We start from the raw sequence: 20961 nt of genomic DNA, 5'->3' as shown, positions 1-20961 counted from the left end.
AGTGTAGGTGATCCCCTGCAGCTCGGCCCGGGAATGCACGGCTAGAATGCGCGGCCGCCGATGATCAGCGGCCATCAATCAACGAAAAAAATAGGGAGTTTCCCCATTAACAAGATCCTGACCGCCGCCCTCGGCGCGGCGCTGGTCGTGGCGTCCGCCGCGGCCGCCGCCGCCGAAACCCAAGGCGCGTTCTTCATCAATGCCGCCGTCGGCCAGGCGCAATACCACGTCGGCCGTAGCGCCGGCCAGGGCTACTCGGTGGACGACAAGGACACCGCCGGCGCCCTGCGCTTCGGCTATGCCTGGAACGTCGGCAACGGTTTCAACCTCGGCGTCGAAGGCGGCTACGCGGACCTGGGCAAGGTCGTCGCCCGCTACAGCTACAGCGACGGAAGCACGATCCGGACCGGCGTCCATGCCAAGGGCTGGCTGCTCGGCGGCAATGCCAAGTACAACTTCGCCGGTCCGTGGTACGCAACGGCCCGTGCCGGCTGGTTCCGCTCGGAAGCGGACGCCAGCTACCGCTACAGCGAGCCGGGCTATACCGAGTACGCCAGCGGCAGTGCCCATGGCGACGGCTGGTATGGCGGCGTGGGCGTGGGTTACGACTTCGCACCCAACTTCAGCCTCGGTCTGAACTACGACAACTACCACGCCAAGGCCCGGTACAACCAGGCCTCGATCGGCGGCAATGTGGGCACCTACATGCTGACGGCCGAGTACCGATTCTGATCCCCAGGGAAGATCCGCTCGAGTGGCGCGCTGCCCGCCACGTCCGCATGTGCGGGAGTGGCGGGCAGGATCAGGGCATGCTCCAGCGTCCCCAGCCTGAACTGGCAACGGCCGCCTCGCGCGGTCGTTGTTTTTTGTCCAGCCCGGTAGTCTGCGGCACAATAGACGGCTTGTGCGCCACGCAAGGTGGTGCGTCGAAACCCACGAAAGCCGCCATGACCGCCATCAAACAAGCAGACCTGATCCAGTCCGTCGCCGACGCGCTGCAGTACATCAGCTACTACCACCCGGTCGACTACATCAAGAGCCTCGCCGCCGCGTACGAGCGCGAGGAGTCGCCCGCCGCGAAGGATGCGATGGCGCAGATCCTGATCAACTCGCGGATGGCCGCCGAAGGCCACCGGCCGCTGTGCCAGGATACCGGCATCGTCACCGTGTTCCTGAAAGTGGGCATGAACGTGCGCTGGGACGACGCCACCATGAGTCTGGAGGACATGGCCAACGAAGGCGTGCGCCGCGCGTACCTGGACCCGGACAACAAGCTGCGCGCCAGCGTGCTGGCCGACCCGGCGGGCAAGCGCGTCAACACCAAGGACAACACGCCGTCGGTGGTCAACATGTCGATCGTGCCGGGCGACACGGTCGAGGTGATCGTGGCGGCCAAGGGCGGCGGCTCCGAGGCGAAGTCGAAATTCGCCATGCTCAACCCGTCCGACTCGATCGTCGACTGGGTGCTGAAGACCGTGCCCACCATGGGCGCCGGCTGGTGCCCGCCGGGCATGCTTGGGCTGGGCATCGGCGGCACCGCCGAGAAGGCGATGCTGATGGCGAAGGAGGCGCTGATGGAGTCGATCGACATCCAGGAACTGATCGCGCGCGGCCCCGCCAATCGCGCCGAGGAACTGCGCATCGAGCTGTACGAGAAGGTCAACGCGCTGGGCATCGGCGCGCAGGGCCTGGGCGGCCTGACCACCGTGCTCGACGTCAAGGTGAAGGATTTCCCGACCCACGCGGCGAACCTGCCGGTGGCGATGATCCCGAACTGCGCCGCCACCCGCCACGCGCACTTCGTGCTGGACGGCTCCGGCCCGGTGATGCTCGACCCGCCGTCGCTGGAGGATTGGCCCAAGCTCACCTACGATGCGTCCAAGGGCCGCCGGGTGAACCTCGACACCGTGACCCGGGACGACGTCGCCGGCTGGAAACCGGGCGAGACCCTGCTGCTCAACGGCAAGCTGCTCACCGGCCGCGACGCCGCGCACAAGCGCATGGTCGAGATGCTCGACCGGGGCGAGCCGCTGCCGGTGGATTTCAACGGCCGCTTCATCTACTACGTCGGCCCGGTCGATCCGGTGCGCGAGGAGGTGGTCGGCCCGGCCGGCCCGACCACCGCCACGCGCATGGACAAGTTCACCGAGCAGGTGCTGGCGCAGACCGGCCTGCTCGGCATGGTCGGCAAGGCCGAGCGCGGCCCCGCCGCGATCGAGGCGATCAAGAAGCACCGCTCGGTGTACCTGATGGCCGTGGGCGGCGCCGCGTACCTCGTTTCCAAGGCGATCAAGGCCTCGCGCGTGGTCGGCTTCGCGGACCTGGGCATGGAGGCGATCTACGAGTTCACCGTCGAGGACATGCCGGTGACCGTGGCGGTCGACTCGGGCGGCAGCTCGGTGCACCAGACCGGCCCGCGCGAATGGCAGGCCAGGATCGGCAAGATCCCCGTGTTTATCAAGTAAAAGCAGTGCGCGCAGCGCACGCGTTTGCCTCCTCCCTTGCTCGCAGGGGAGGATTGAGGAGGGGTCAGCTCTTCGCCAAAGTCAAAAGCACCCCACCCCAACCCTCCCCTGCAAAGCAGGGGAGGGGGCTCGGCCGCCTGCTGCTTCGCAGGTCGATTTCTTCCATCGGATTCAGACGTCCATACGTCCAAAAATAATCCCCGGGAAAACCATTTGCATTTCAAATGCCGCGGCGCAACACTGACCTGATATCCATCCCTTACAGCGAACCCCTGTGACTCCGCCAATCTCCGCGCCGTTGCCCCCTGACGCCCCCTGGATCGTGATGAAGTTCGGCGGCACCAGTGTCGCCACGCTTCCCCGCTGGCAGAACATCCGCGAACTGGTCGCCAGCCGCCGCGCCGAAGGGGCGCGCGTGCTGGTGGTGGTTTCCGCGCTGACCGGCATCACCGACGCGCTGAAACAGCTGTGCGGCGAGGGCGAACAGGACAAACGCAAGGCGGCGGCCGGCGCGGTCGCGCAACGCCACTACGACTTGCTGGAGCACATGCAGCTGGCGTTGCCGGACACGCTCGGCTCGCGCCTGTCCGACCTGGCTGCGCTGGCCGCCGACGGCCCCGCGCCGCGCGGCGAGCTGGCCTGGCAGGCGCAGGTGCAGGCGCACGGCGAGCTGATGTCCAGCGCGCTCGGCGCCGCCTTCCTCAGCCACAGCGGCCTGCCCACGCAATGGCTGGATGCGCGCGAGTGCCTGGCGGCGGTGGCGCTGCCGAACCAGAACGAGCGCACCCGGCTGCTGTCGGCGATGGTCGAGGCGAAGCCCGATCCGGCGCTGAACGCACGCCTGGCCGCACTCGGCGAGGTGTTCATCACCCAGGGCTTCATCGCGCGCGAGCAGCACGGCCGCACCGTGCTGCTCGGCCGCGGCGGCTCGGATACCTCGGCCGCCTATTTCGGCGCATTGCTGAAGGCGCAGCGGGTGGAGATCTGGACCGACGTGGCCGGCATGTTCACCGCCAACCCGCGCCAGGTGCCCGGTGCGCGCCTGCTGCAGCGGCTGGATTACGAGGAGGCGCAGGAAATCGCCTCCACCGGCGCCAAGGTGCTGCACCCGCGCTGCCTGTCGCCGTTGCGCGAGCCGCGCGTGCCGCTCTTGATCAAGGACACCAACCGGCCGGAGCTCGACGGCACCGTGATCGGTCCGGAGGTGCGCGCACACGCACCCAGCGTCAAGGCGATCAGCGCGCGCAAGGGCATCACCCTGGTCTCGATGGAGTCGGTGGGCATGTGGCAGCAGGTCGGTTTCCTCGCCGACGTGTTCGCGCATTTCAAGACGCACGGCCTGTCGGTGGACCTGATCGGTTCGGCCGAGACCAACGTTACCGTGTCGCTCGATCCCACCGAGAACCTGCTCGACTCCGACGCAATCGCCGCGCTGGCCTCGGACCTGGCCAAGGTGTGCCGGGTCAAGGTGATCGCGCCGTGTGCGGCGATCACCCTGGTCGGCCGCGGCATGCGCTCGCTGCTGCACACCTTGTCCGGCGTGCTGGCCGAGTTCGGCCAGCTGCGCGTGCACCTGATCTCGCAGTCGTCGAACAATCTCAACCTCACCTTCGTGGTGGACGAGGAAGTGGTCGATGCGCTGCTGCCGCATCTGCACGACCTGCTGATCGGCGCCGGCGCGCTGCGCACCGACGACAGCGTGCTGTTCGGCCCGAGCTGGCAGATGCTGTATGGCGGCGGCGACATCGTTCCCGCCGTGCCGGCATGGTGGCGCGTCGCGCAGCGGCCGCGCCTGCTGGAACTGGCCGCGGCGGCCACGCCGCGCTATGTCTACCATCTGCCCACGGTGCGCCAGCAGGCACACGAACTGAAGTCGCTGGCAGCGGTGGACCGGCTGCACTACGCGGTGAAGGCGAACACCCACCCGGCCATCCTGCGCGCGCTGGCGGCGGAGGGCTTCGCGTTCGAGTGCGTGTCGCCGGGCGAGCTGGAAGCGGTCAGTGCGGTGGTGCCGGCGTCGGTGCCGCTGCTGTTCACGCCGAACTTCGCGCCGCGCAGGGACTACGTCCGGGCGCTTGCCACCCGCGCCAGCGTCACGCTGGACGCGCTGCATCCGCTGCAGCACTGGGGCGAGCTGTTCCGCGGTCGCGAGATCGTGTTGCGGGTCGACCTGGGCCGCGGCCTGGGTCATCACGAAAAAGTGCGTACCGGCGGCAGCGCCAGCAAGTTCGGCCTGCCGCTGGATCAGTTGCCGACATTCCTGCAGCTGGCCGATGCGCATGGCGTGGCCGTGCGCGGCCTGCACGCGCATCTTGGCTCGGGCGTGCTCGACGCCGCGCATTGGGGCGAGGTGTATGCGCAGCTGGCCAGCCTGGCCGAGCGCATCGCCAGCGTGGTGTTCCTCAACATCGGCGGTGGCCTCGGCGTGCCGGCGCACCCGGGCGAGGCGTCGCTGGACATCGCCGCGCTCGACCGTGCGCTGCGCGAGGTCAAGGCGGCCTATCCGCAGTACCAGTTGTGGATGGAGCCGGGCCGCTACCTGGTCGCCGACGCCGGCGTGCTGCTGACGCGGGTGACCCAGCTGAAGGACAAGGGCGGCTTCCGCTATCTCGGCGTGGACACCGGCATGAACAGCCTGATCCGCCCCGCGCTGTACGATGCCTGGCACAAGATCGTCAACCTGAGCCGGCTCGGCGAACCGGCCACCGCGCTGTACCAGGTGGTCGGCCCGATCTGTGAGTCCGGCGACGTGCTCGGCACCGACCGCCGATTGCCCGAGGCAGCCGAGGGCGACGTGATCCTGATCGCGCAGGCTGGTGCCTATGGCAAGGTGATGTCCTCGCACTACAACCTGCGCGACGAGGCCGACGAAGTCATCATCGACTGAGGTTTCTGCATCCTCTCCCCTTTGGGGAGAGGATTGAGGTGAGGGGTCACGCCGCGGCGGACCAGCAACAAAGGAGCTTTTCAGGGTGAAACGCCAGAACGTCGACCGGGCACGTGGTCTGCACCAAGCCATGACCGATGCCGAGCAGAAGCTTTGGTTCCATTTGCGCAACCGGAAGTTGAATGGCCACAAATTCCGCCGCCAACATGAGATCGATCATTACATCGTTGATTTTGTTTGCAGTGAGGCCATGCTGATCGTTGAACTGGATGGCGGCCAGCATGCGGAACAGGTCGGGTACGACGAGCGCCGCACCCGGTATCTGCAAGCCAAGGGATACCGCGTGCTGCGTTTCTGGAACAATGAGGCACTGATGAATATCGAAAGCGTGCTCGGGGTGATTCTGGAGGTCGTCGCCAGCCCGGCCCCTCACCCCAGCCCTCTCCCCGCAGGGGAGAGGGGGCACGTCGCGGCAGAGAGTGAAGAATGACGATAACCGTGCAACCGCGCCTGACCCGCGTGTTCCGTTTCACCCGCGCGAGCTACGCCGATGGCGTGGCCGAACTGGCGTATGCGTTCGACGAGGGCGAGGAACTGGTCGAGACGATCCGCTTTCCGCAGGCGCCGGCGGTGCCCACCGAGCGGCGCGCGGCGTTCGACGCGGCACTGAAGCTGCTGCACCTGGTTGCCGGCGTCAGCTATTACAAGGCCGGCGTGCCGCCGAAGATCGAGCTGGCCGATGGCCCGCTCGACGACGGCACCGCCGAGCTGCTGGACCAGTTGTACCTGCATGGCTTGGCCGAGTTCGCCTACCGCAACGGGCTGGATCTGCGTGGTCGCATTGCGTTCCCGCGCCTTGGCGCGGGAACAGGAACGGAACGTTCGCGTGGTGGCAGCGCGCCCGCGGTCGGCACGCTGGATTTGCCAAAACGCACCCTGGTGCCGATCGGCGGCGGCAAGGATTCGCTGGTCGCGGTGGAGGCGATCAAGGCGATCAGTGGCGAGGCGACCGCGGTATGGGTCGGCAATTCCGCCCTGATCGCGGCCTGCGCCGAACGCACCGGCCTGCCCATGCTGAACATCCAGCGCGAACTGGCGCCGGGCCTGTTCGAGCTGAACCGGCTGGGTGCGTGGAACGGGCACATCCCGGTGACCGCGGTGAACTCGGCAATCCTCGTCGTGGCGGCGATCCTGTACGGCTACGATTCGATTACGTTCGCCAACGAGCGTTCCGCCTCGGCCGCCACGCTGGAGTACGACGGCCAGCAGGTGAACCACCAGTGGAGCAAGAGCCTCGCGTTCGAGACGCTGCTGGGCGACTGGCTGCACAGCCACGTGGCCGCCGACCTCGACTACTGCTCGCTGCTGCGGCCGTACTCGGAGCTGGCGATCACCCGCGCGTTCGCGAAGCTGACGCCGTATTTCGACGTGTTCTCCAGCTGCAACCGCAACTTCAAGCTGCTCGGCCCGAAGCCGGTGGACCGCTGGTGCGGGCAGTGCCCGAAGTGCCACTTCGTGTTCCTCGCACTGGCGCCGTTCCTGCCCAAGCCGCGGCTGCTGGGGATCTTCGGCCGCAACCTGCTGGATGACGAGAACCAGGCCGCCGGCTTCGACGCGCTGCTGGAATACCAGGACCACAAGCCGTTCGAGTGCGTGGGCGAGGGTGCCGAGGCGCGCGCGGCGATGTACGCGCTGAGCCAGCGGCCGGAGTGGCAGGAAGATGCGCTGGTCGAGCGCTTCCGCAGCGAAATCCTGCCGCAGCTCGACGCAACGCAGCTGGCGCTGGAGCCGTGGCTGCAGCCGTCGCCCGAACACCGCGTGCCGGCACGCTTGCAGCCGGCGCTGGCGGCGATCGGTTGATGCGCTTCGACGAGCTTCGCGATCGCCGCGTGGCGATCTGGGGTTTCGGCCGCGAGGGCCACGCGGTGCTCAAGGCGCTGCGCGAGCGCCTGCCGTCACAACCGCTGACCTTGTTCTGCAGCGCCGCCGAAGTCGAGGCGGCGCGCGCGTTCGACGCAGCGCTGCACATCGTCGCCGGCGAACCGGATGCCGCCACGCTGGGTCGCTTCGACGTGGTGGTGAAGTCGCCCGGCATCTCGGCCTACAAGCCGGCGTTGCTGGCCGCGCGGGCGCAGGGCACCCGGTTCACCTCCGGCACCGCGCTGTGGTTCGGCGAGAATCCCGACGCGCGCGTGATCGCCGTCACCGGCACCAAGGGCAAGAGCACCACCAGCGCGCTGATCGCGCACCTGGCGCGCGCGCTTGGCGTGCGCACCGCGCTGGCCGGCAACATCGGGCTGCCGCTGCTGGAACTGCTCGGCCAGTCGGCGGACCTGTGGGTGATCGAACTGTCCAGCTTCCAGACCGGTGAAGCGGGCCCGCTGGAACTGGGCGTGGTCACCAGCCTGTACGAGGAACACCTCGACTGGCACGGCTCGCGCGAGCGCTACGTGGCCGACAAGCTGAAGCTGGCCGACGTATCGCGCATGCTGCTGGTCAACGGCCTGCAGCCGGGCCTGCTGGAGCGCACCGCCGCGCATGCGCGGCGCCTCGTGTTCGGCACGCCGGAAGGCTGGCACGTGTGTGATGGCGCAATCCGCCGCGGCGGGCAGGCGGTGTTCGACAGCGCCGCACTGGCGGCGCCCGGCCTGCACAACGCGCTCAACGCCTGCGCTGCGCTGGCCGCGCTGGAAGCGGTCGGCATGGACGCGCTCGCCGCCGCGCCGGCATTGGCGACGTTCCGCCCGCTGCCGCACCGCCTGCAGCCGCTGGGCGAACACGAGGGCTGGCACTGGGTCAACGACTCGATCAGCACTACGCCGCTGGCCACGCTGGCCGCATTGGAAAGCCTGCATGGCCGCGCGGTGACCGTGCTGGTCGGCGGCCATGATCGCGGGCTGGACTGGACACCGTTCGTCGAGGCGATGCGCACCGCACCGGCGCACGCGATCGTCTGCATGGGCGCCAATGGCGGCCGCATCGAAGCGGCCTTGCGCGCGGCTGCGGTTGCTTGTCCGGTCTTGCTTGTGAATGATCTCGCAAGTGCGGTCGAGGCGGCCAGGGCGCGCACGCTTGCGCATGGCGTGATCCTGCTGTCACCCGGCGCACCCAGCTTCGACCAGTTCAGGGACTATGCCGAACGCGGGCGGCAGTTCAGTGCGCTGGCCGGGTTTGAGGCGACCGGCGTTGCCGGCATCGATGGTTTGGGTATCGAGGGAACTCCGCACGACTGAATCGCTTGCGAGGATGGTTCGTCGATCACATCGTCAACTGCCCGCAACTGCAGGGGCATATCTGGTGCGCAATTTCCTGCTTCCAGCGTTGAGCCGTCGGCCTTGCCCACAAGTGGAAGCGAGGGGAGGGTTGGTGTCACCCACCTCTGACTTCCTCGGCCACTTCCGCCTGCCAGGCCGGGGTGGGCCGTAGGTGGCGGGCAGGAGGCCGTCGGGGTTTCCAGCGCGAACAGCTCGTCGTCTTTTTCGAGGCGCAGGCAGCCCGGCAGTTCGCGCGGCAGGATGACGCCGGCGGAGTTGCCGATGATGGTGATCTTCGGTTTCATGACGGGCCCCGGGGAATGGGGTATGGCGAATGCCGCGCCGCGGCACGGCGCGGACGCAACGCACTGCCGGGGCCAAGTTATGCTTGTCCGGCCGGCGTGCGGCCGGTACGTGAAACGAGTGTCGGAGGATGCATGAAGTCAGCAGGCAAACCCGATGGTGAGGATGCTTCCGCCCATATCACCGCGCGGATCGACGAGCTCGGCGATTGGCGGGGCGAGGTGCTCGCGCACGTCCGCCAGCTGATCCGCGAGGCCGACCCGGATATCCGCGAGGAATGGAAATGGGCCAAGCCCACATCGGGAGGCACGCCGGTCTGGTCACATGACGGCATCGTCTGCACCGGGGAGTCGTACAAGGACAAGGTGAAGCTCACCTTTGCCCGCGGCGCCTCGATCAAGGATCCGAAGAAGCTGTTCAACGCCAGCCTCGATGGCAATACGCGTCGGGCGATCGACCTGCGCGAAAGGGACAGGATCGACGAGGCGGCGTTCAGGCAACTGATCCGAGCGGCGGTGGCGGCCAACACTGCCAGGAAGAAGTAGGTTTCGGCCTCCGGCGAAGCCGCCGGTGGCCGCCACTGTCCGCGCGCCACGCAAAAGGGCCGCACTTGCATGCGGCCCTTCGTTTTCAGCGGCTGGAAACGCCTACCAGATCTTCACCCGATCCTTCGGCGCCAGATACAGCTTCTCGCCCGGCTTCACGCCGAACGCGGGATACCACGGATCCAGGTTGCGCACGGTCTGCGCGCGGAAGTCGGCGGGGGCGTGCACGTCGGTGGCGAGGCGCTGGCGCTGGGCGGCGTCGCGGATCTTCGAACGCCAGGCCTGGCCGTAGGCGAGGAAGAAGCGCGGGTCGCCGTCGAGGCCGTCGATCACCGGCGCCGGCTTGCCGCCGAGCGATTTGTGATAGGCGAGGTAGGCGATGGTCAGGCCGGAGACGTCGGCGATGTTCTCGCCCAGCGTCTGCTCGCCGTTGACGTGCAGGCCGGGCAGCGCCTCGTACTGGTCGAACTGCTTCGCCAGCTGCTGGCCGGCGGCCTTGAAGTGGGCCAGGTCTTCCGGCGTCCACCAGTTCGCGAGGCGGCCTTCGGCATCGAACTCCGCGCCCATGTTGTCGAAGCTGTGGCTGATCTCATGGCCGATCACCGAGCCGATCGCACCGTAGTTGGCGGCGGCATCGGCATGCGGGTCGAAGAACGGCGGCTGCAGGATCGCGGCGGGGAAGTTCAGCGCGTTTTGCAGCGGCAGGTTCACCGCGTTGACGGTCTGCGGGGTCATCCACCATTCACCCTTGTCGACACGCTGGCCGAGCTTGGCACGCTGGTGTTCGTACTCGAATTTTTCCGCACGCAGGTGGTTGCCGAGCGCGTCGTCGGCACGGATCTGCAGGGAACCGTAGTCGCGCCAGGTATCCGGGTAGCCCACGCCGACGCGCAAGGTGGCGAGCTTGGCCTTGGCCTTTTCGCGTGTGGCCGGGGTCATCCAGCTCAGGGTATCGATGCGGTCGTTGAACGCGGCGATCAGGTTCTTCACCAACTGCTCGATTTCTGCCTTCGACGACGCCGGGAAGTAGTGCTTGACGTAGAGCTGGCCCACCGCGTCGCCGAGGTCGCCGCTGGTGGCGCCGACCGCGCGCTTCCAGCGCGGTTGTTGCTGCGGCGTGCCCTGCAGGGTGCGGCCGTAGAAGTCGAAGCTGAGGTCGGCATAGGCCTTCGGCAGCAGGCCGGCGCTCTGGTTGATGGTGTGGAAGAGCAGCAGGTCCTTCCACGCCTGCAGCGGCTCGCTGGCGACCAGTGCCGACAGGCCGGTCACCGCATTCGGCTGCCAGGTGTCGATCTGCTGCTGACCGTCCAGGCCGGCGGCCTTGAAGTAGCTGGCCCAGTCGAGGCCCGGCGCCTTCCGCGCGAAGTCGGCCATGCGCCAGAGGTTGTTGGCCTTGTGGATGTCCTGGCTGTCGAGCAGGTCCGTCTGCGCCTTTGCGATCTTCGCCTCCAGGTCGAGGACGGTTTTTGCCTTGGCCGCCGCGTCGGCGGTGCCGGCCTGGTCCAGCAGGGCGCCGATGTAGGTCAGGTACTTGCCGCGTGTTGCCAGCATGTGGGGGTCGCTGGACAGGTAGTAGTCGCGGCTGGGCATGCCCAGGCCGCCCTGCAGCAGGTAGGCGATGTTGTGCGAGGGATCTTCCAGCCCCTGCGTCACGAACAGGCCGAACAGGTTCTGGGTGTGGAAATGGGTGGCGTTGACCGGGTCGACGTCCGCACGCAGGCGGCTGCCCAGCACGCGGGCGAGATCCGCGCGCGAGGCGATCGCGCCGATCTGCGCCAGCTCCGGCTTGAGCGGCGCCAGGCCATGCTGCTCGATGGTGGCGGTGTCCATCCAGGCGGCGTAGTAGTCGGCGATCCTGCGCGCGTTGCTGCCGGCGGCGGGATGGCCGGCACCGGCGTCGCTGATCAGCTCGGCGGTGTTCTTCTCGGCCTGCTCGAACACCTTGAGGAAGGTGCCGGTACTGGAGCGGTCGGCGGGAATCTGCGCCGTCATCAGCCAGCCGCCATTGGCGTAGCGGAAGAAGTCGTCGCCCGGCTTCACGCCGTGATCGATCCCGGCCAGGTCGATGCCGGAAGGCCCGCTGGCCGGTGTCGCCGCCCATGCCGCGGGGCTGCACAGGATCGCCGCCGCCAGTACCCATCGGATGCGTTGCATGGTCGTTCCCCGGTCTTTGGAAACGTCCACGATAGTCCGCCGCGGCGGTCTTGTGGGCATGACCTATGGACTACGCCGGGGCGGGCCAGCGAGGCGTGCGACGGCTACTTCTCGATGCGGTAGTTGAAGCTGGCGCGACTGGACTCGGTGGCCTGCTGCGCCTCGAAGTTCCAGCGCTGGCTGAGGCGGTAGCGCAGGGTGATCACCTCGCCGGGCTCGAACAGGCCCACGCCGTAGCTGAGGTACAGCCGCGGCGACAGGTACTTGCCCACGGTGAACGCCGAGCTGCCACCCAGCGCCGCGTTGCTGGACACGCCGATGTCGTCCACGCCCATCCGCGCGCCGATGCTCCTGGCCAGCAGGTCGCCGGCGGCGGAGCCGAGCGCCTGCGCGGCGGCTCCCACCATGTCGCCTTCGCCGCCCTTCACCTGCGACAGCGGCTTGCCGGTGACCAGGTAGGACAGCGCGTCGGACTGCTCCATCACCGGGTTGGAGAACACGCTGAGGATCGGCCGCTGCGCGGTGCCGGAGACCAGCAGGCCCACTTCCTGGCCTTCGTCGATGGTGGCGTTCGGGTTGAGCTTGCGCACCGCGCGGAGGTTCAGGCCCGGGTTGTCGATCGGCGTGCTGGCGAACAGCAGCTGGCCGCGCTGGATCTGCAGGTTCTGGCCGTAGGCCTTGTAGGTGCCGTCGACCGCAAGCTGGCCCTGGCCCGTGGTGGCGCGGCCGGGGCGCTCGACCACCGTGAGCATGCCGCTGACGCGGCCGTCCAGACCCATGCCGACGACGTGCGTCTTGCGGCCGAGATCCACCTTGACCAGGGCACGGATCGGCACCTTGCTGGCGGCCTGTTGCTGCTGCTTCTCATCGACCACCACCACGTCGGGCGAGATCCGGGTGGCGCCGGCGCCGGGCAATTTCTCGGCGTTCACGTCGGCGCTGTCGATGCCGAGCGCGCCGCCGATGTCGATGCCGTCGGCGTCCTGCTTCACGGTCAGGTCGGGCGAGATCACCACCCTGGCGGCGGGGATGTCGGCGGCGGTGAACTGGCTGCCCTTGAGCGTGAGGATGGTCCGGGCGTCGGCGCCGAGGCCGGCGTTGCCGTCGATCGCCACGCGGCCCTTGCCCGATTGCACGCTGCCGTGGATCAGGAACTGCCGCGCGTCGGTGGTGCTGACCGTGAGCTGGCCCTGGCTCAGCTTGAGTCCGGCCGACGGCACCTCGGCGGCGAAGCCGTGCACGTTCGCCTGGCCGCTGAGCGCAGGCTGCTTCAGCGTGCCCGCGAAACGGAAGTTGCCGTCGGCGTCGCCCTTGACGCTGGCCACCTCGCTGCTGAACAGCTCGACGAAGGCGAGCTTGTTCAGGCGCAGGTCGAGCTGGCCACCCAGCGTCTGCTGCGCGCCCCTGATCGTGACCTGGCCATCGATGCGGCCGCCGTCGTCGAGCCCGCCGTGCACGGCGATGCGCTGGCCGGCCGGCGCGAGGTCGGCGTCCACGCGCAGCTGGTCGTAGCGCAGCAACGGTTGGTCGGCGCGGTCGGTGTAGCTGACGCTGCCCTGCGCGGAGCCGAGCGAGGCGTTGCCGCTGAGCGCACCGGCGGCGCTGCGGCGGATCTTGCCGCTGCCCTCGATGACGCCATCGGCGCGCATCGGCAGGTCGGCGTTGCCGGTGGCGTTCAGCAGCAGTGCCAGCGGCAGCGCCTGCAGCCGGTAGCTGGCGTCGAGGTTGCCCGGCTTGTCCTGTTTCGCGGCCACGCACAGTTGCGGATCGCCGGCGCTCAGGCACAGCTCGGACAGGCTCATCGCGCCGTCGTGGTAGCTCAGCTGCGCGGGCTGCAGCAGGCGCCAGCCGGGCATGCCCTGCGGTTCGAGGTTGAGCGTGGACAGCGTGCCGGTCCAGGCCGATCCCTTCAGTGCGCCGTGCAGGGCGAGCCTGCCGGAGAGCTGGGTGCCGCGGGCATCCACACGCAATTGATGGTCGCCCTGGCTGCCTTCGGCCAGCAGGTCGAGATGCTGGAACAGCAGGCCCTGCAGGTACACGTTGCCGGTTTGCAGATCCAGCTTGCCGGCCGGGTGGCTGATGTCGGGAATGCCCACGATCAGTTGCAGCGTGTCGGCCTTCTGCTGCCGCCAGGCCAGCGAATGCCCGTGCAGCTGGCCGTTGATGCCGAGCTTCGGCCACATGCCACGGAGGTTGAAATGGCCGTCCAGACGGCCGCTCGCATCCGGCAGCCAGTCGCCCAGCGAGGCGATCGCCAGCTGCAGGTCGGCATCGTTGCTGGCGCCGGGGCGGGCATCCAGCTTCACCGTGCTGCCGCCCGAAGCGAGATCGAGCTGGCCGTCGACAACTTCATTGGACGACAGGTGCAGCTTGCCGTGGCCGCTGACCGCGCGCCCGCGCAGCTTGCCGGCCAGCCGGCGGATCTCCAGCGTGGCGTCCGGGCCGCGGGTGCTGTTCGTGGGCAGGCTGCCGCTGCTGGCGATGTCGAAATCCAGGGCGCCGCCCCAGCCGGCGAACAACTGGCCGGGGTCGAGTTGGTCGGCGCTTGCTTCGGCCTGCCAGGCCAGATCCGGCTGCAGCGCCAGCGTGCCGTGCGCCTGCAGGCCGCCTTGTGCCTGTTTCAGTTGCAGCGTGTGCAGGGTGATCAGCTGCGCGGTGCCGTCCAGGTTCAGCGCCAGCTTCGCGAGCTTGCCCGGCGGGCCGATGTCGACGTCGCCTTCGGCGTGGTACGCGTCGGCGTTGCCGCTGGCCTTGAGCGCACCGCGGCTGGCCAGCGCCTGGCCGGCCAGGTCCGCCGGCAGCAGCAGGTCGTTCCAGCGGATATCCAGTGCGGCGCTGAGCGGCTTGGCGGCCAGCTGCACGGTACCGCTGGCTTCCACGCTGCCCTTGATCTGCGGCGAACCGAGCGTGAGCTGCTGCAGGGTCAGCGTGGCGAAGTCGGGGCTGAACTGCGCACGCAGCGGCTGCAGCAGCAACGGGTAGTCGTTGAGATCGAGCCGGCCGTCGAGCGTGCCGCCGTGACGGTCGCCGTGGCCTTGCACGGCAATCGCCAGCGCCTTCAGCGGACTGTCGCCAAGCAGCGGTTCCGGGTCGAAGCGCGGCGCGTCGAGCTGGCCGGTCCAGGCGTAGTCGCCGGACTGAATCAGGTCCACCTGCAGTCGGGCCACGGCCGGCGCGGTGAGCCTGAGGTCGAGCTGCGCCCGCTTGCCATCGCTGCGCGCGCCGAGGCTGCCGGCATAGCTGGTGTCGCCGATTTTCCAGGCGAACACAGCCTTGCCGTTGCCCTGGTAACGCGTGCCGATCGCCAGCTTGCCATCCAGGTTGGCGTGGCCGCCGGGCGCCAGCAGCACGAGCTGGCGCAGTTCGATGCCGCGCCCGGTCCAGCTGCCGGCCAGGTCGAGCCGATGGGAGGCGAACAGCGGCTGGCCGTCCTGCGTCAGCTTCAGCGAGCCCAGGTGCACGCGGTCGAGGATCAGGTCGATCGGCGGCCGCAGCGAGAAGCTGCCGGAGCGGGAGGTGTTGTCCGGCGCGGACTTGGCCAGGGCCACTTCGACGCCATCGACGTCCAGCGCGAGCACATGCAGGCGTTTGGCCAGCAAGGGCCAGAAACGCAGGTTCAGATGCGCCTTCGCCACGGTGGCCACGGTGCCCTTGCCGTCGTCGTAGCGGATGCCGGCCAGGTCGAGCGGGCCGAGCAGGCGGCCCTGCGCCTGTTGCACATGCAGCGCGCCGTCGGTAGCGGCCTGCGCCAGCGCCAGCACAAAGCGTAGGCCGGAACCGGTGCCGAGCAGCCACCACAGTGTTGCCGCCACGAGCAGCAGCAGTGCGGCGAATGCGATGGCGATGCGCTTGAACCACTTCATGAATCCGATGCCTTCCGTTTTTCCTCAGTCGTTGCGCTTTTTGCTTTTCGGGACCCAGCCTTTTACTCAAAATTGCAAAAGGGCAGTCCTGCCCTTTTGCAACTCGCCGAGTCCGTTGCACGGACCCGGCTCCGCCGCATCGACCACGTCGTGGTCGATGCGCGTGCGATCCATCCGTGGATCGCCTGTGAGCAGCCGCCTGCGGCAACCGCTCACAGATCCGGTCCGATCACCAGGTGCAGCTGGATGCCGTGCGCGCGATCGTCGTGGATCGGCGTGCCCAGGTCGACGCGGATCATGCCCACCGGCGAGCGCCAGCGCAGGCCGAGGCCGGCGCCGAGCTTCGGCCGGTAGTCGGTGCCGCTGAATGCGTTGCCGGCGTCGACGAAGGCAGCCATGCCCCAGTTGCGCGTGAAGTAATGCTCGAGCTCGGTGCTGGCGACCAGCAGGTGGCGGCCGCCGATGACGCGGTCGGTGCTGTTGCGCGGGCCGATCGACTGGTAGCCGTAGCCGCGCACCGAGCGGTCGCCGCCGGCGAAGAAGCGCAGTTGCGGCGGCAGCGCGGTGAAGTCGTTGGTCCAGGTCATGCCGGCGCCGCCGCGCAGGATCAGCCGGTTGCGGCTGCGCGTGCCGAGCGCGCGGATCCATTTCGCGTCAGCGGTGACCTGGCTGAAGCTGGCGTCGGACAGCAGGTTGCCGGCGGTGCTGCGCGCGGCCACGCTGAGCAGCCAGCCGCGCCGCACGAAATCGGGGTTGTCGGCCTGCTTGCGCGTCAGCGCGGCCTCGCCGAACACCAGCGTGCTTCGCCCGTGCTCGATGCCGGGCGCGTTGTCCGGCTCGCTGCCGCGCTTGCCCACGGTGAACGTGCCGGACAGCGCATGCACGCCCAGGCTGCGGGTCCAGCCGTGCCACTGGCGGGTCTCGTTGCCGACCAGTTCCAGCGTGCGCGATTGCGAGGTGGCGGTGTTCGCGTCGCGGAAATTCGCGCCGACGTTGTAGCTGCGCTGGTTGTCGCCGGGCAGCGGGATCGAGTACAGCGTGGACAGCGTCTTCAGCTTCTGCGCGACCACCAGCTCGTTCTTCCACTTGTGCCCGCGTCGGTTGACCCAGCGCCGCTCCATCCCGCCGCGCACGCCGAAGCCGGTGTCGGTGCCGATGAACGGGCCGCCGGTATAGATCGTGCGCTTGGCCGGCGCCAGCTGCACGGTGACGTCGACCACGCCGCCCTTCGCCGCGTCCACGTCCGGCAGCACGTTGACCACCGCGAAATAGTCCGCACCGTTCAGCGCCTGCTGCAGCTCCAGCAACTGGCTCTGCGAAAAGTAGTCGCCGGATTTGAACGGCACGTAGCGGTCGAGGAAGCCGTCCTCGAACTGCGAACCGTCGAAGTGCACCCGGCCGTAGCGGTAACGCAGGCCGGCCTGCCACGCCAGCTTGATCGCCGCGCTGTGGTTGGCACGGGTGACTTCGACCCGGTGGGTGAGCAGGCGGGCGTCGAGGAAGCCGCTGGCGGTGAGCTGCGCGCCGAGCGCGTCGCGCGCCGCGTCGTAGGCGCCATGGTTCAGCGGCTTGTCCTTGAGGCGTTCGAGCGCGCGCTTCGCCTGGCGGATCGGGGCCAGTGCGGCCGCTTCCGGGTCCAGTTGCACGTCGACGGCGGTGACCTTGACCGGCTCGCCCGGTTGCACGTGCAGGGTCACCCGCCAGTCCCTGCCGATCGGCTGCAGCTCGCCGGTAACGCTGGCGTCGTAGTAGCCGTACGGCTGCAGCGCGGACTTCACCTGGCCGGGCGCGCGTTCATACAGGCGTTTGGCCTGCGCATCGCTGACGTCACGACCAGCGTATTGCGACAGCTCCACGCCGGCGATCACCGCGGCCTTCAGCGGATCGGCGATGCCGTCCACCACCAGTTGCACCCCGGCATGGGCCTGCGATGCCAGCAGCAACAGCGGCAACAGGAAGCTCGGGCGTCGGCGCGGACGGCGCATACGTGGGGTTCCATCCTCGGGGCATCTTCACGGGGGAGGGCAGCTTAGCCAGATCGAGGTCGGCTTGGCATGAACGCGGGCCGGTTGCCGCGGTATCGGCGTCGAAGGGCCAGGGGCGGCTTCGCCGGGGCGGCCATGGCCGTCCCGACGGGCGGCATCAGCCGGCCTTGTCGCCTGACTTGTGCGCGATCCATGCGCCGATCACCGCCGAGACGTACGGGATCGACTGCGCGGCGAGGATGAACATCCACAAGGTGCCCTCGATGTAGCGCGTGCCGTAGCCCAGCGCCATGCCGACGATGCACAGCATCAGCGCGACCGCCATCAGCAGCTCCTCGCGTACCGGCGCGAACGCGGCGAAGTTGCTGCCGCCCAGGCGCCGGCTCTTGGCGGTGACCACGAACGAGGTCTTCTCGCGGGTGAGGCCGTGCAGGATGCCGCGGGCGATGGCATGGCTGAGGCCCATGCTGGCCAGCGAGGCCATCAGCGTGTCGTACCAGCCACAGGGTACGCGGGCACGGTACAGCACGATGCCGAAGATCGCCTTGGCGAAGAAGAAGCCGATCACCGGGATCAGGAACAGCTGCATCGGCAGGCTGAAGTACTGCGGGAAGGCCACCATGCCGGCGGTCCAGAACAGCGCCATCAGAGTGAAGATCAAATGCAGCGCGTCGGCGAACCAGCTGAACCAGCCGGTGAGGAAGTGGAAGCGCTGGCCGGCCGAGAGCGGACCCTTCTGCGTCATCCACCGCCAGCGGCCCTTGAGGATCTGCATGGCGCCGAACGCCCAGCGATAGCGCTGGCTCTTGTACGCCTTGAAGTCGGCCGGGGTGAGGCCCTTGCCCATCAGCTCGTCGACGTAGACCAGCTCGTAGCCGGCATGCATCAGGCGCAGGCCGAGTTCGGCGTCCTCGCAGATGGTCCACTCCGACCAGCCGCCGGTGCCTTCCAGCGCACTGCGCCTCACCATCGTCATGGTGCCGTGCTGGATGATCGCGTTGCGCTCGTTCCTGTGGTGCATGCCGATGCGGAAGAAGCCGTCGTACTCCCACGCGGTCATGCGGCGGAAGCGGTTGTGCTCGAACTCGCGGTGCGCCTGCGGGCACTGCACCACGGCCACCTTCGGGTCGTGGAAATGGCCGGTGAGGGTGGCCAGCCAGTCGGCGCGCACCTCGTAGTCGGCGTCGATCACCGCCACCACGTCGGCCTGTGGGTCGGTTTCCTTCAGGCCGAAGTTCAGCGCGCCGGCCTTGAAGCCCGGCCACGGCGCCAGGTGGAAGAAGCGGAAGCGCTTGCCGAGCTTCTCGCAGTATTCCTGCACCGGCTGCCACACCGCCGGGTCCTTGGTGTTGTTGTCGATCACCAGCACTTCGAAGTTCGCGTAGTCCAGCGCGGCCAGCGAATCGAGCGTGACGATCACCATCTCCGGCGGCTCGTTGTAGCAGGCCAGATGGATCGACACGAATGGCTGCTTCTCGGGCGGATCGGGCGTCAGCATGCCGGCATGGCGGATCCAGTCGCGCCGCCACAGCACCTCGGTGAACTCGAAGCCGTTGATCAGCAGGATCGCCAGGATCGCGATCTGCGCCGGGAACAGCAGCGTGAGCATGGTCCAGTCGACCCAGCTCAGGTAGAAGTTGAACGGCAACGTGGCCGACCACACGATCAGCCCGCAGGCCAGCTGGATCAGTGCGGCGAAGAAGAACCGCCCCATCAGCTTGAAGCGGCTGAAACGGCGCGCGAAGAAGATCATCGGCAGCAGCGCCAACAGGCTCGCCGCGATCGCCTTCCACGGCCACGAGGTGTCCTCGACCACCGGGCCGGTCAGCGGGAACTTCAGCTGGCGATCGGCGTTGAACATGCCCCAGTACGCGCCGGTGCGGCCTTCGCCGAGGTTTTCCTTCCACGGCTGGTCGAACGCTTCGAGCAGGTAGTAGTCGATGTGCGCGGTCTTGGCCGCGTTCATCCAGTCGCGGATGAAGATCGCCTCGTTGGAAACCGACGGGTCGGCGTACTCGTGGCGGTCGCCGTTCGACGGCCAGCCGATTTCGCCGACCACCACCGGCTTGTCCGGGTAGCGCTGGCGGATCTGCTGGTAGGCGCCGAGCGCCTGGTCCAGCGCCGGATGGGGGTTGCCGGAGGGACCGCTGACCGGCACGCCGTTCCAGAACGGGAACAGGTGGATGGTGATGAAGTCGACGTGCTGCGCCAGCTCGGGATACTTCAGCCAGATGTAGTCCGGCTCGGCGATCGACACCGGCTGATGCACGGCGGCGCGCACGCGGTCCAGGTAGGCCATCATCTGCTCGGGCGCGAGGTCGTTGCGGAACAGCACCTCATTGCCCACGATGACGCGGGTGACGGTGTCCGGGTAGGCGCGCGCCTTGGCGATCAGCAGGTCGAGCTCGCGCTCGTTGTTGTCCAGGCGTTTGTCGATCTCGGCGCCGGCCATCACCTTCAGGCCTTCCTTCTGCGCCAACCGATACAGCTGCGGGTTCTGCTGCATCGTGTAGGTACGGATGTGGTCCGTGTACCGGTGCAGCAGCTTGAGGTCGGCGGCGATCTCCTCGTCGCTGGGGTAATCCAGCTTGAACGGGCTCTGGTAGCGCTGGAACACCGACAGCGCATAGCCGCCGACCTTGCCGTGCCAATCCTCCGGTCCGCGCGGGTAGTTGCCCCACCACCACAGCCCGATGTTCATCGCGGCCACGATCAGGGCGAGCACGATCGCCGTGAGCAGCGGATACCGGCTGTTGTGGTTTGCTGCGGTGGCGCTCAAAAAAATCCCCGGAGGAAGCCTGCGCAACAGGCGGTAGAGCCGCAAGAGCTTACCGAATGTGCGGCTGGCGGCCAATAAACCCGCGGGAAGCCGGTCAGCGCAAGGTCAGGCCCGCGCTCGGGTGGCGACGCAAAAACGGCACCGTGCGGAGGGATGCCGTCGGATCGCGCCGGGTGCGGCCGGTCGGGCCTACTTCAGCAGCGAGCGCAGCATCCACGCGGTCTTTTCGTGTTCCTTCAGCCGCCCGGTGACCATGTCGGCGGTGCCGTCGTCGCCGGCCGCATTGGCGGCCTTGAGCGCGTCGCGCGCGGTGGCGGCGGCGATCTCGTGGCCTTCGACCAGCTGGCCCACCATTGCCTTCCACTCCGGCACGCCGGCTTCTTCCTTGATCGCGCTGAGCTTGGCGAACTGGCTGTAGGAGCCGGGCGCGAACACGTCCAGCGTGCGGATGCGCTCGGCCACCTCGTCGGCGGCCAGCCACAGTGCGTTGTACTGGGTCTGGAACATGGCGTGCAGGCTGTTGAACTGCGGGCCGGTGATGTTCCAGTGGAAGCTGTGCGTCTTCAGGTACAGCGAGTAGGTGTCGGCCAGCAGCCTGGACAGGTGCTTGGCGACCGCTTCGCGGTCTTTCTTGGCGATGCCGATGGAAATGGCCATGTCGTGCTCCTTCCGGTGGGTGGATGGACTCACGGTAATGGGTGCTGCGGCGGTGGTGAAATGAATCCT

12 protein-coding genes and 1 pseudogene are annotated in these 20961 nt (G+C 68.1%); 7 read left to right on the top strand and 6 right to left on the bottom strand.

Annotation, left to right across the window (positions count from 1 at the left end; all coding sequences use genetic code 11):
- Positions 1-60 precede the first annotated feature (60 nt).
- The 6 genes from RHOOR87_RS0111015 to murD all read left to right on the top strand — a co-directional run bounded on the left by RHOOR87_RS0111015 (position 61) and on the right by murD (position 8585).
- Entirely contained in the window at positions 61-732 is a 672-nt protein-coding gene (locus RHOOR87_RS0111015; protein ID WP_015448657.1) for an outer membrane beta-barrel protein, read from the top strand.
- Positions 733-947: 215 nt separating this feature from the next.
- Positions 948-2465: a fumarate hydratase gene (locus RHOOR87_RS0111010; RefSeq protein WP_015448656.1), complete on the top strand. Its 1518-nt coding sequence runs from the start codon at positions 948-950 to the stop codon at positions 2463-2465.
- 325 nt (positions 2466-2790) lie between these two features.
- Positions 2791-5352 carry a bifunctional aspartate kinase/diaminopimelate decarboxylase gene (locus RHOOR87_RS0111005; protein WP_027485032.1) on the top strand — a complete coding sequence of 854 codons (2562 nt, stop codon included), beginning with the start codon at positions 2791-2793 and terminating at the stop codon, positions 5350-5352.
- Between the two features lie 85 nt (positions 5353-5437).
- Entirely contained in the window at positions 5438-5842 is a 405-nt protein-coding gene (locus RHOOR87_RS19870) for an endonuclease domain-containing protein (protein ID WP_037115585.1), read from the top strand.
- Positions 5839-7212 (top strand): UDP-N-acetyl-alpha-D-muramoyl-L-alanyl-L-glutamate epimerase, encoded by a 1374-nt coding sequence (murL, locus tag RHOOR87_RS0110995; RefSeq protein ID WP_027485030.1) that lies wholly within the window; start codon positions 5839-5841, stop codon positions 7210-7212. The genes RHOOR87_RS19870 and murL overlap by 4 nt, the downstream gene beginning before the upstream one ends.
- Complete coding sequence (murD, locus tag RHOOR87_RS0110990) at positions 7212-8585, top strand: UDP-N-acetylmuramoyl-L-alanine--D-glutamate ligase (RefSeq protein WP_027485029.1); 1374 nt, start codon at positions 7212-7214, stop codon at positions 8583-8585. Before murL ends, murD begins: the two co-directional genes overlap by 1 nt.
- 212 nt (positions 8586-8797) lie before the next feature.
- On the opposite strand, the pseudogene RHOOR87_RS20400 reads toward murD, so the two are convergent.
- Positions 8798-8911 (bottom strand): annotated as a pseudogene (locus RHOOR87_RS20400) (AbrB/MazE/SpoVT family DNA-binding domain-containing protein); the annotation flags it as partial.
- A gap of 132 nt (positions 8912-9043) precedes the next feature.
- Between RHOOR87_RS20400 and RHOOR87_RS0110980 the strand changes: the two are divergent.
- The gene (locus RHOOR87_RS0110980) at positions 9044-9454 is read left to right on the top strand and encodes a DUF1801 domain-containing protein (RefSeq protein ID WP_015448651.1); all 411 of its coding nucleotides are present in this window, start codon (positions 9044-9046) and stop codon (positions 9452-9454) included.
- A 102-nt stretch (positions 9455-9556) separates the two neighbouring features.
- Here the strand turns inward: RHOOR87_RS0110980 and RHOOR87_RS0110975 are convergent, their stop codons facing one another.
- From RHOOR87_RS0110975 to RHOOR87_RS0110950, 5 genes are all read right to left on the bottom strand, one after another.
- Positions 9557-11608 carry a M13 family metallopeptidase gene (locus tag RHOOR87_RS0110975; protein WP_027485027.1) on the bottom strand — a complete coding sequence of 684 codons (2052 nt, stop codon included), beginning with the start codon at positions 11606-11608 and terminating at the stop codon, positions 9557-9559.
- 104 nt (positions 11609-11712) lie between these two features.
- Positions 11713-15471 carry a translocation/assembly module TamB domain-containing protein gene (locus tag RHOOR87_RS0110970; protein ID WP_027485026.1) on the bottom strand — a complete coding sequence of 1253 codons (3759 nt, stop codon included), beginning with the start codon at positions 15469-15471 and terminating at the stop codon, positions 11713-11715.
- Positions 15472-15683: 212 nt separating this feature from the next.
- The gene (locus RHOOR87_RS0110960; protein WP_027485025.1) at positions 15684-17456 is read right to left on the bottom strand and encodes an autotransporter assembly complex family protein; all 1773 of its coding nucleotides are present in this window, start codon (positions 17454-17456) and stop codon (positions 15684-15686) included.
- 157 nt (positions 17457-17613) lie between these two features.
- Positions 17614-20235: a glycosyltransferase family 2 protein gene (locus RHOOR87_RS0110955; protein ID WP_007512726.1), complete on the bottom strand. Its 2622-nt coding sequence runs from the start codon at positions 20233-20235 to the stop codon at positions 17614-17616.
- Between the two features lie 189 nt (positions 20236-20424).
- A complete protein-coding gene (locus tag RHOOR87_RS0110950) occupies positions 20425-20892 on the bottom strand; it encodes a Dps family protein (RefSeq protein ID WP_027485024.1) in 468 nt (155 codons plus the stop codon).
- Between the last annotated feature and the right edge of the window lie 69 nt (positions 20893-20961).

Source organism: Rhodanobacter sp. OR87, from assembly GCF_000473345.1.
Classification (GTDB): domain Bacteria; phylum Pseudomonadota; class Gammaproteobacteria; order Xanthomonadales; family Rhodanobacteraceae; genus Rhodanobacter; species Rhodanobacter denitrificans.
This window is presented reverse-complemented; position numbering and strand designations above follow the sequence as displayed.

Coding starts and splice junctions, on each gene's coding strand:
- RHOOR87_RS0111015 (WP_015448657.1), top strand. CDS start 61: ATGATCAGCGGCCATCAATCAACGAAAAAAATAGGGAGTTTCCCCATT.
- RHOOR87_RS0111010 (WP_015448656.1), top strand. CDS start 948: ATGACCGCCATCAAACAAGCAGACCTGATCCAGTCCGTCGCCGACGCG.
- RHOOR87_RS0111005 (WP_027485032.1), top strand. CDS start 2,791: ATGAAGTTCGGCGGCACCAGTGTCGCCACGCTTCCCCGCTGGCAGAAC.
- murL (WP_027485030.1), top strand. CDS start 5,839: ATGACGATAACCGTGCAACCGCGCCTGACCCGCGTGTTCCGTTTCACC.
- murD (WP_027485029.1), top strand. CDS start 7,212: ATGCGCTTCGACGAGCTTCGCGATCGCCGCGTGGCGATCTGGGGTTTC.
- RHOOR87_RS0110980 (WP_015448651.1), top strand. CDS start 9,044: ATGAAGTCAGCAGGCAAACCCGATGGTGAGGATGCTTCCGCCCATATC.
- RHOOR87_RS0110975 (WP_027485027.1), bottom strand. CDS start 11,608: ATGCAACGCATCCGATGGGTACTGGCGGCGGCGATCCTGTGCAGCCCC.
- RHOOR87_RS0110970 (WP_027485026.1), bottom strand. CDS start 15,471: ATGAAGTGGTTCAAGCGCATCGCCATCGCATTCGCCGCACTGCTGCTG.
- RHOOR87_RS0110960 (WP_027485025.1), bottom strand. CDS start 17,456: ATGCGCCGTCCGCGCCGACGCCCGAGCTTCCTGTTGCCGCTGTTGCTG.
- RHOOR87_RS0110950 (WP_027485024.1), bottom strand. CDS start 20,892: ATGGCCATTTCCATCGGCATCGCCAAGAAAGACCGCGAAGCGGTCGCC.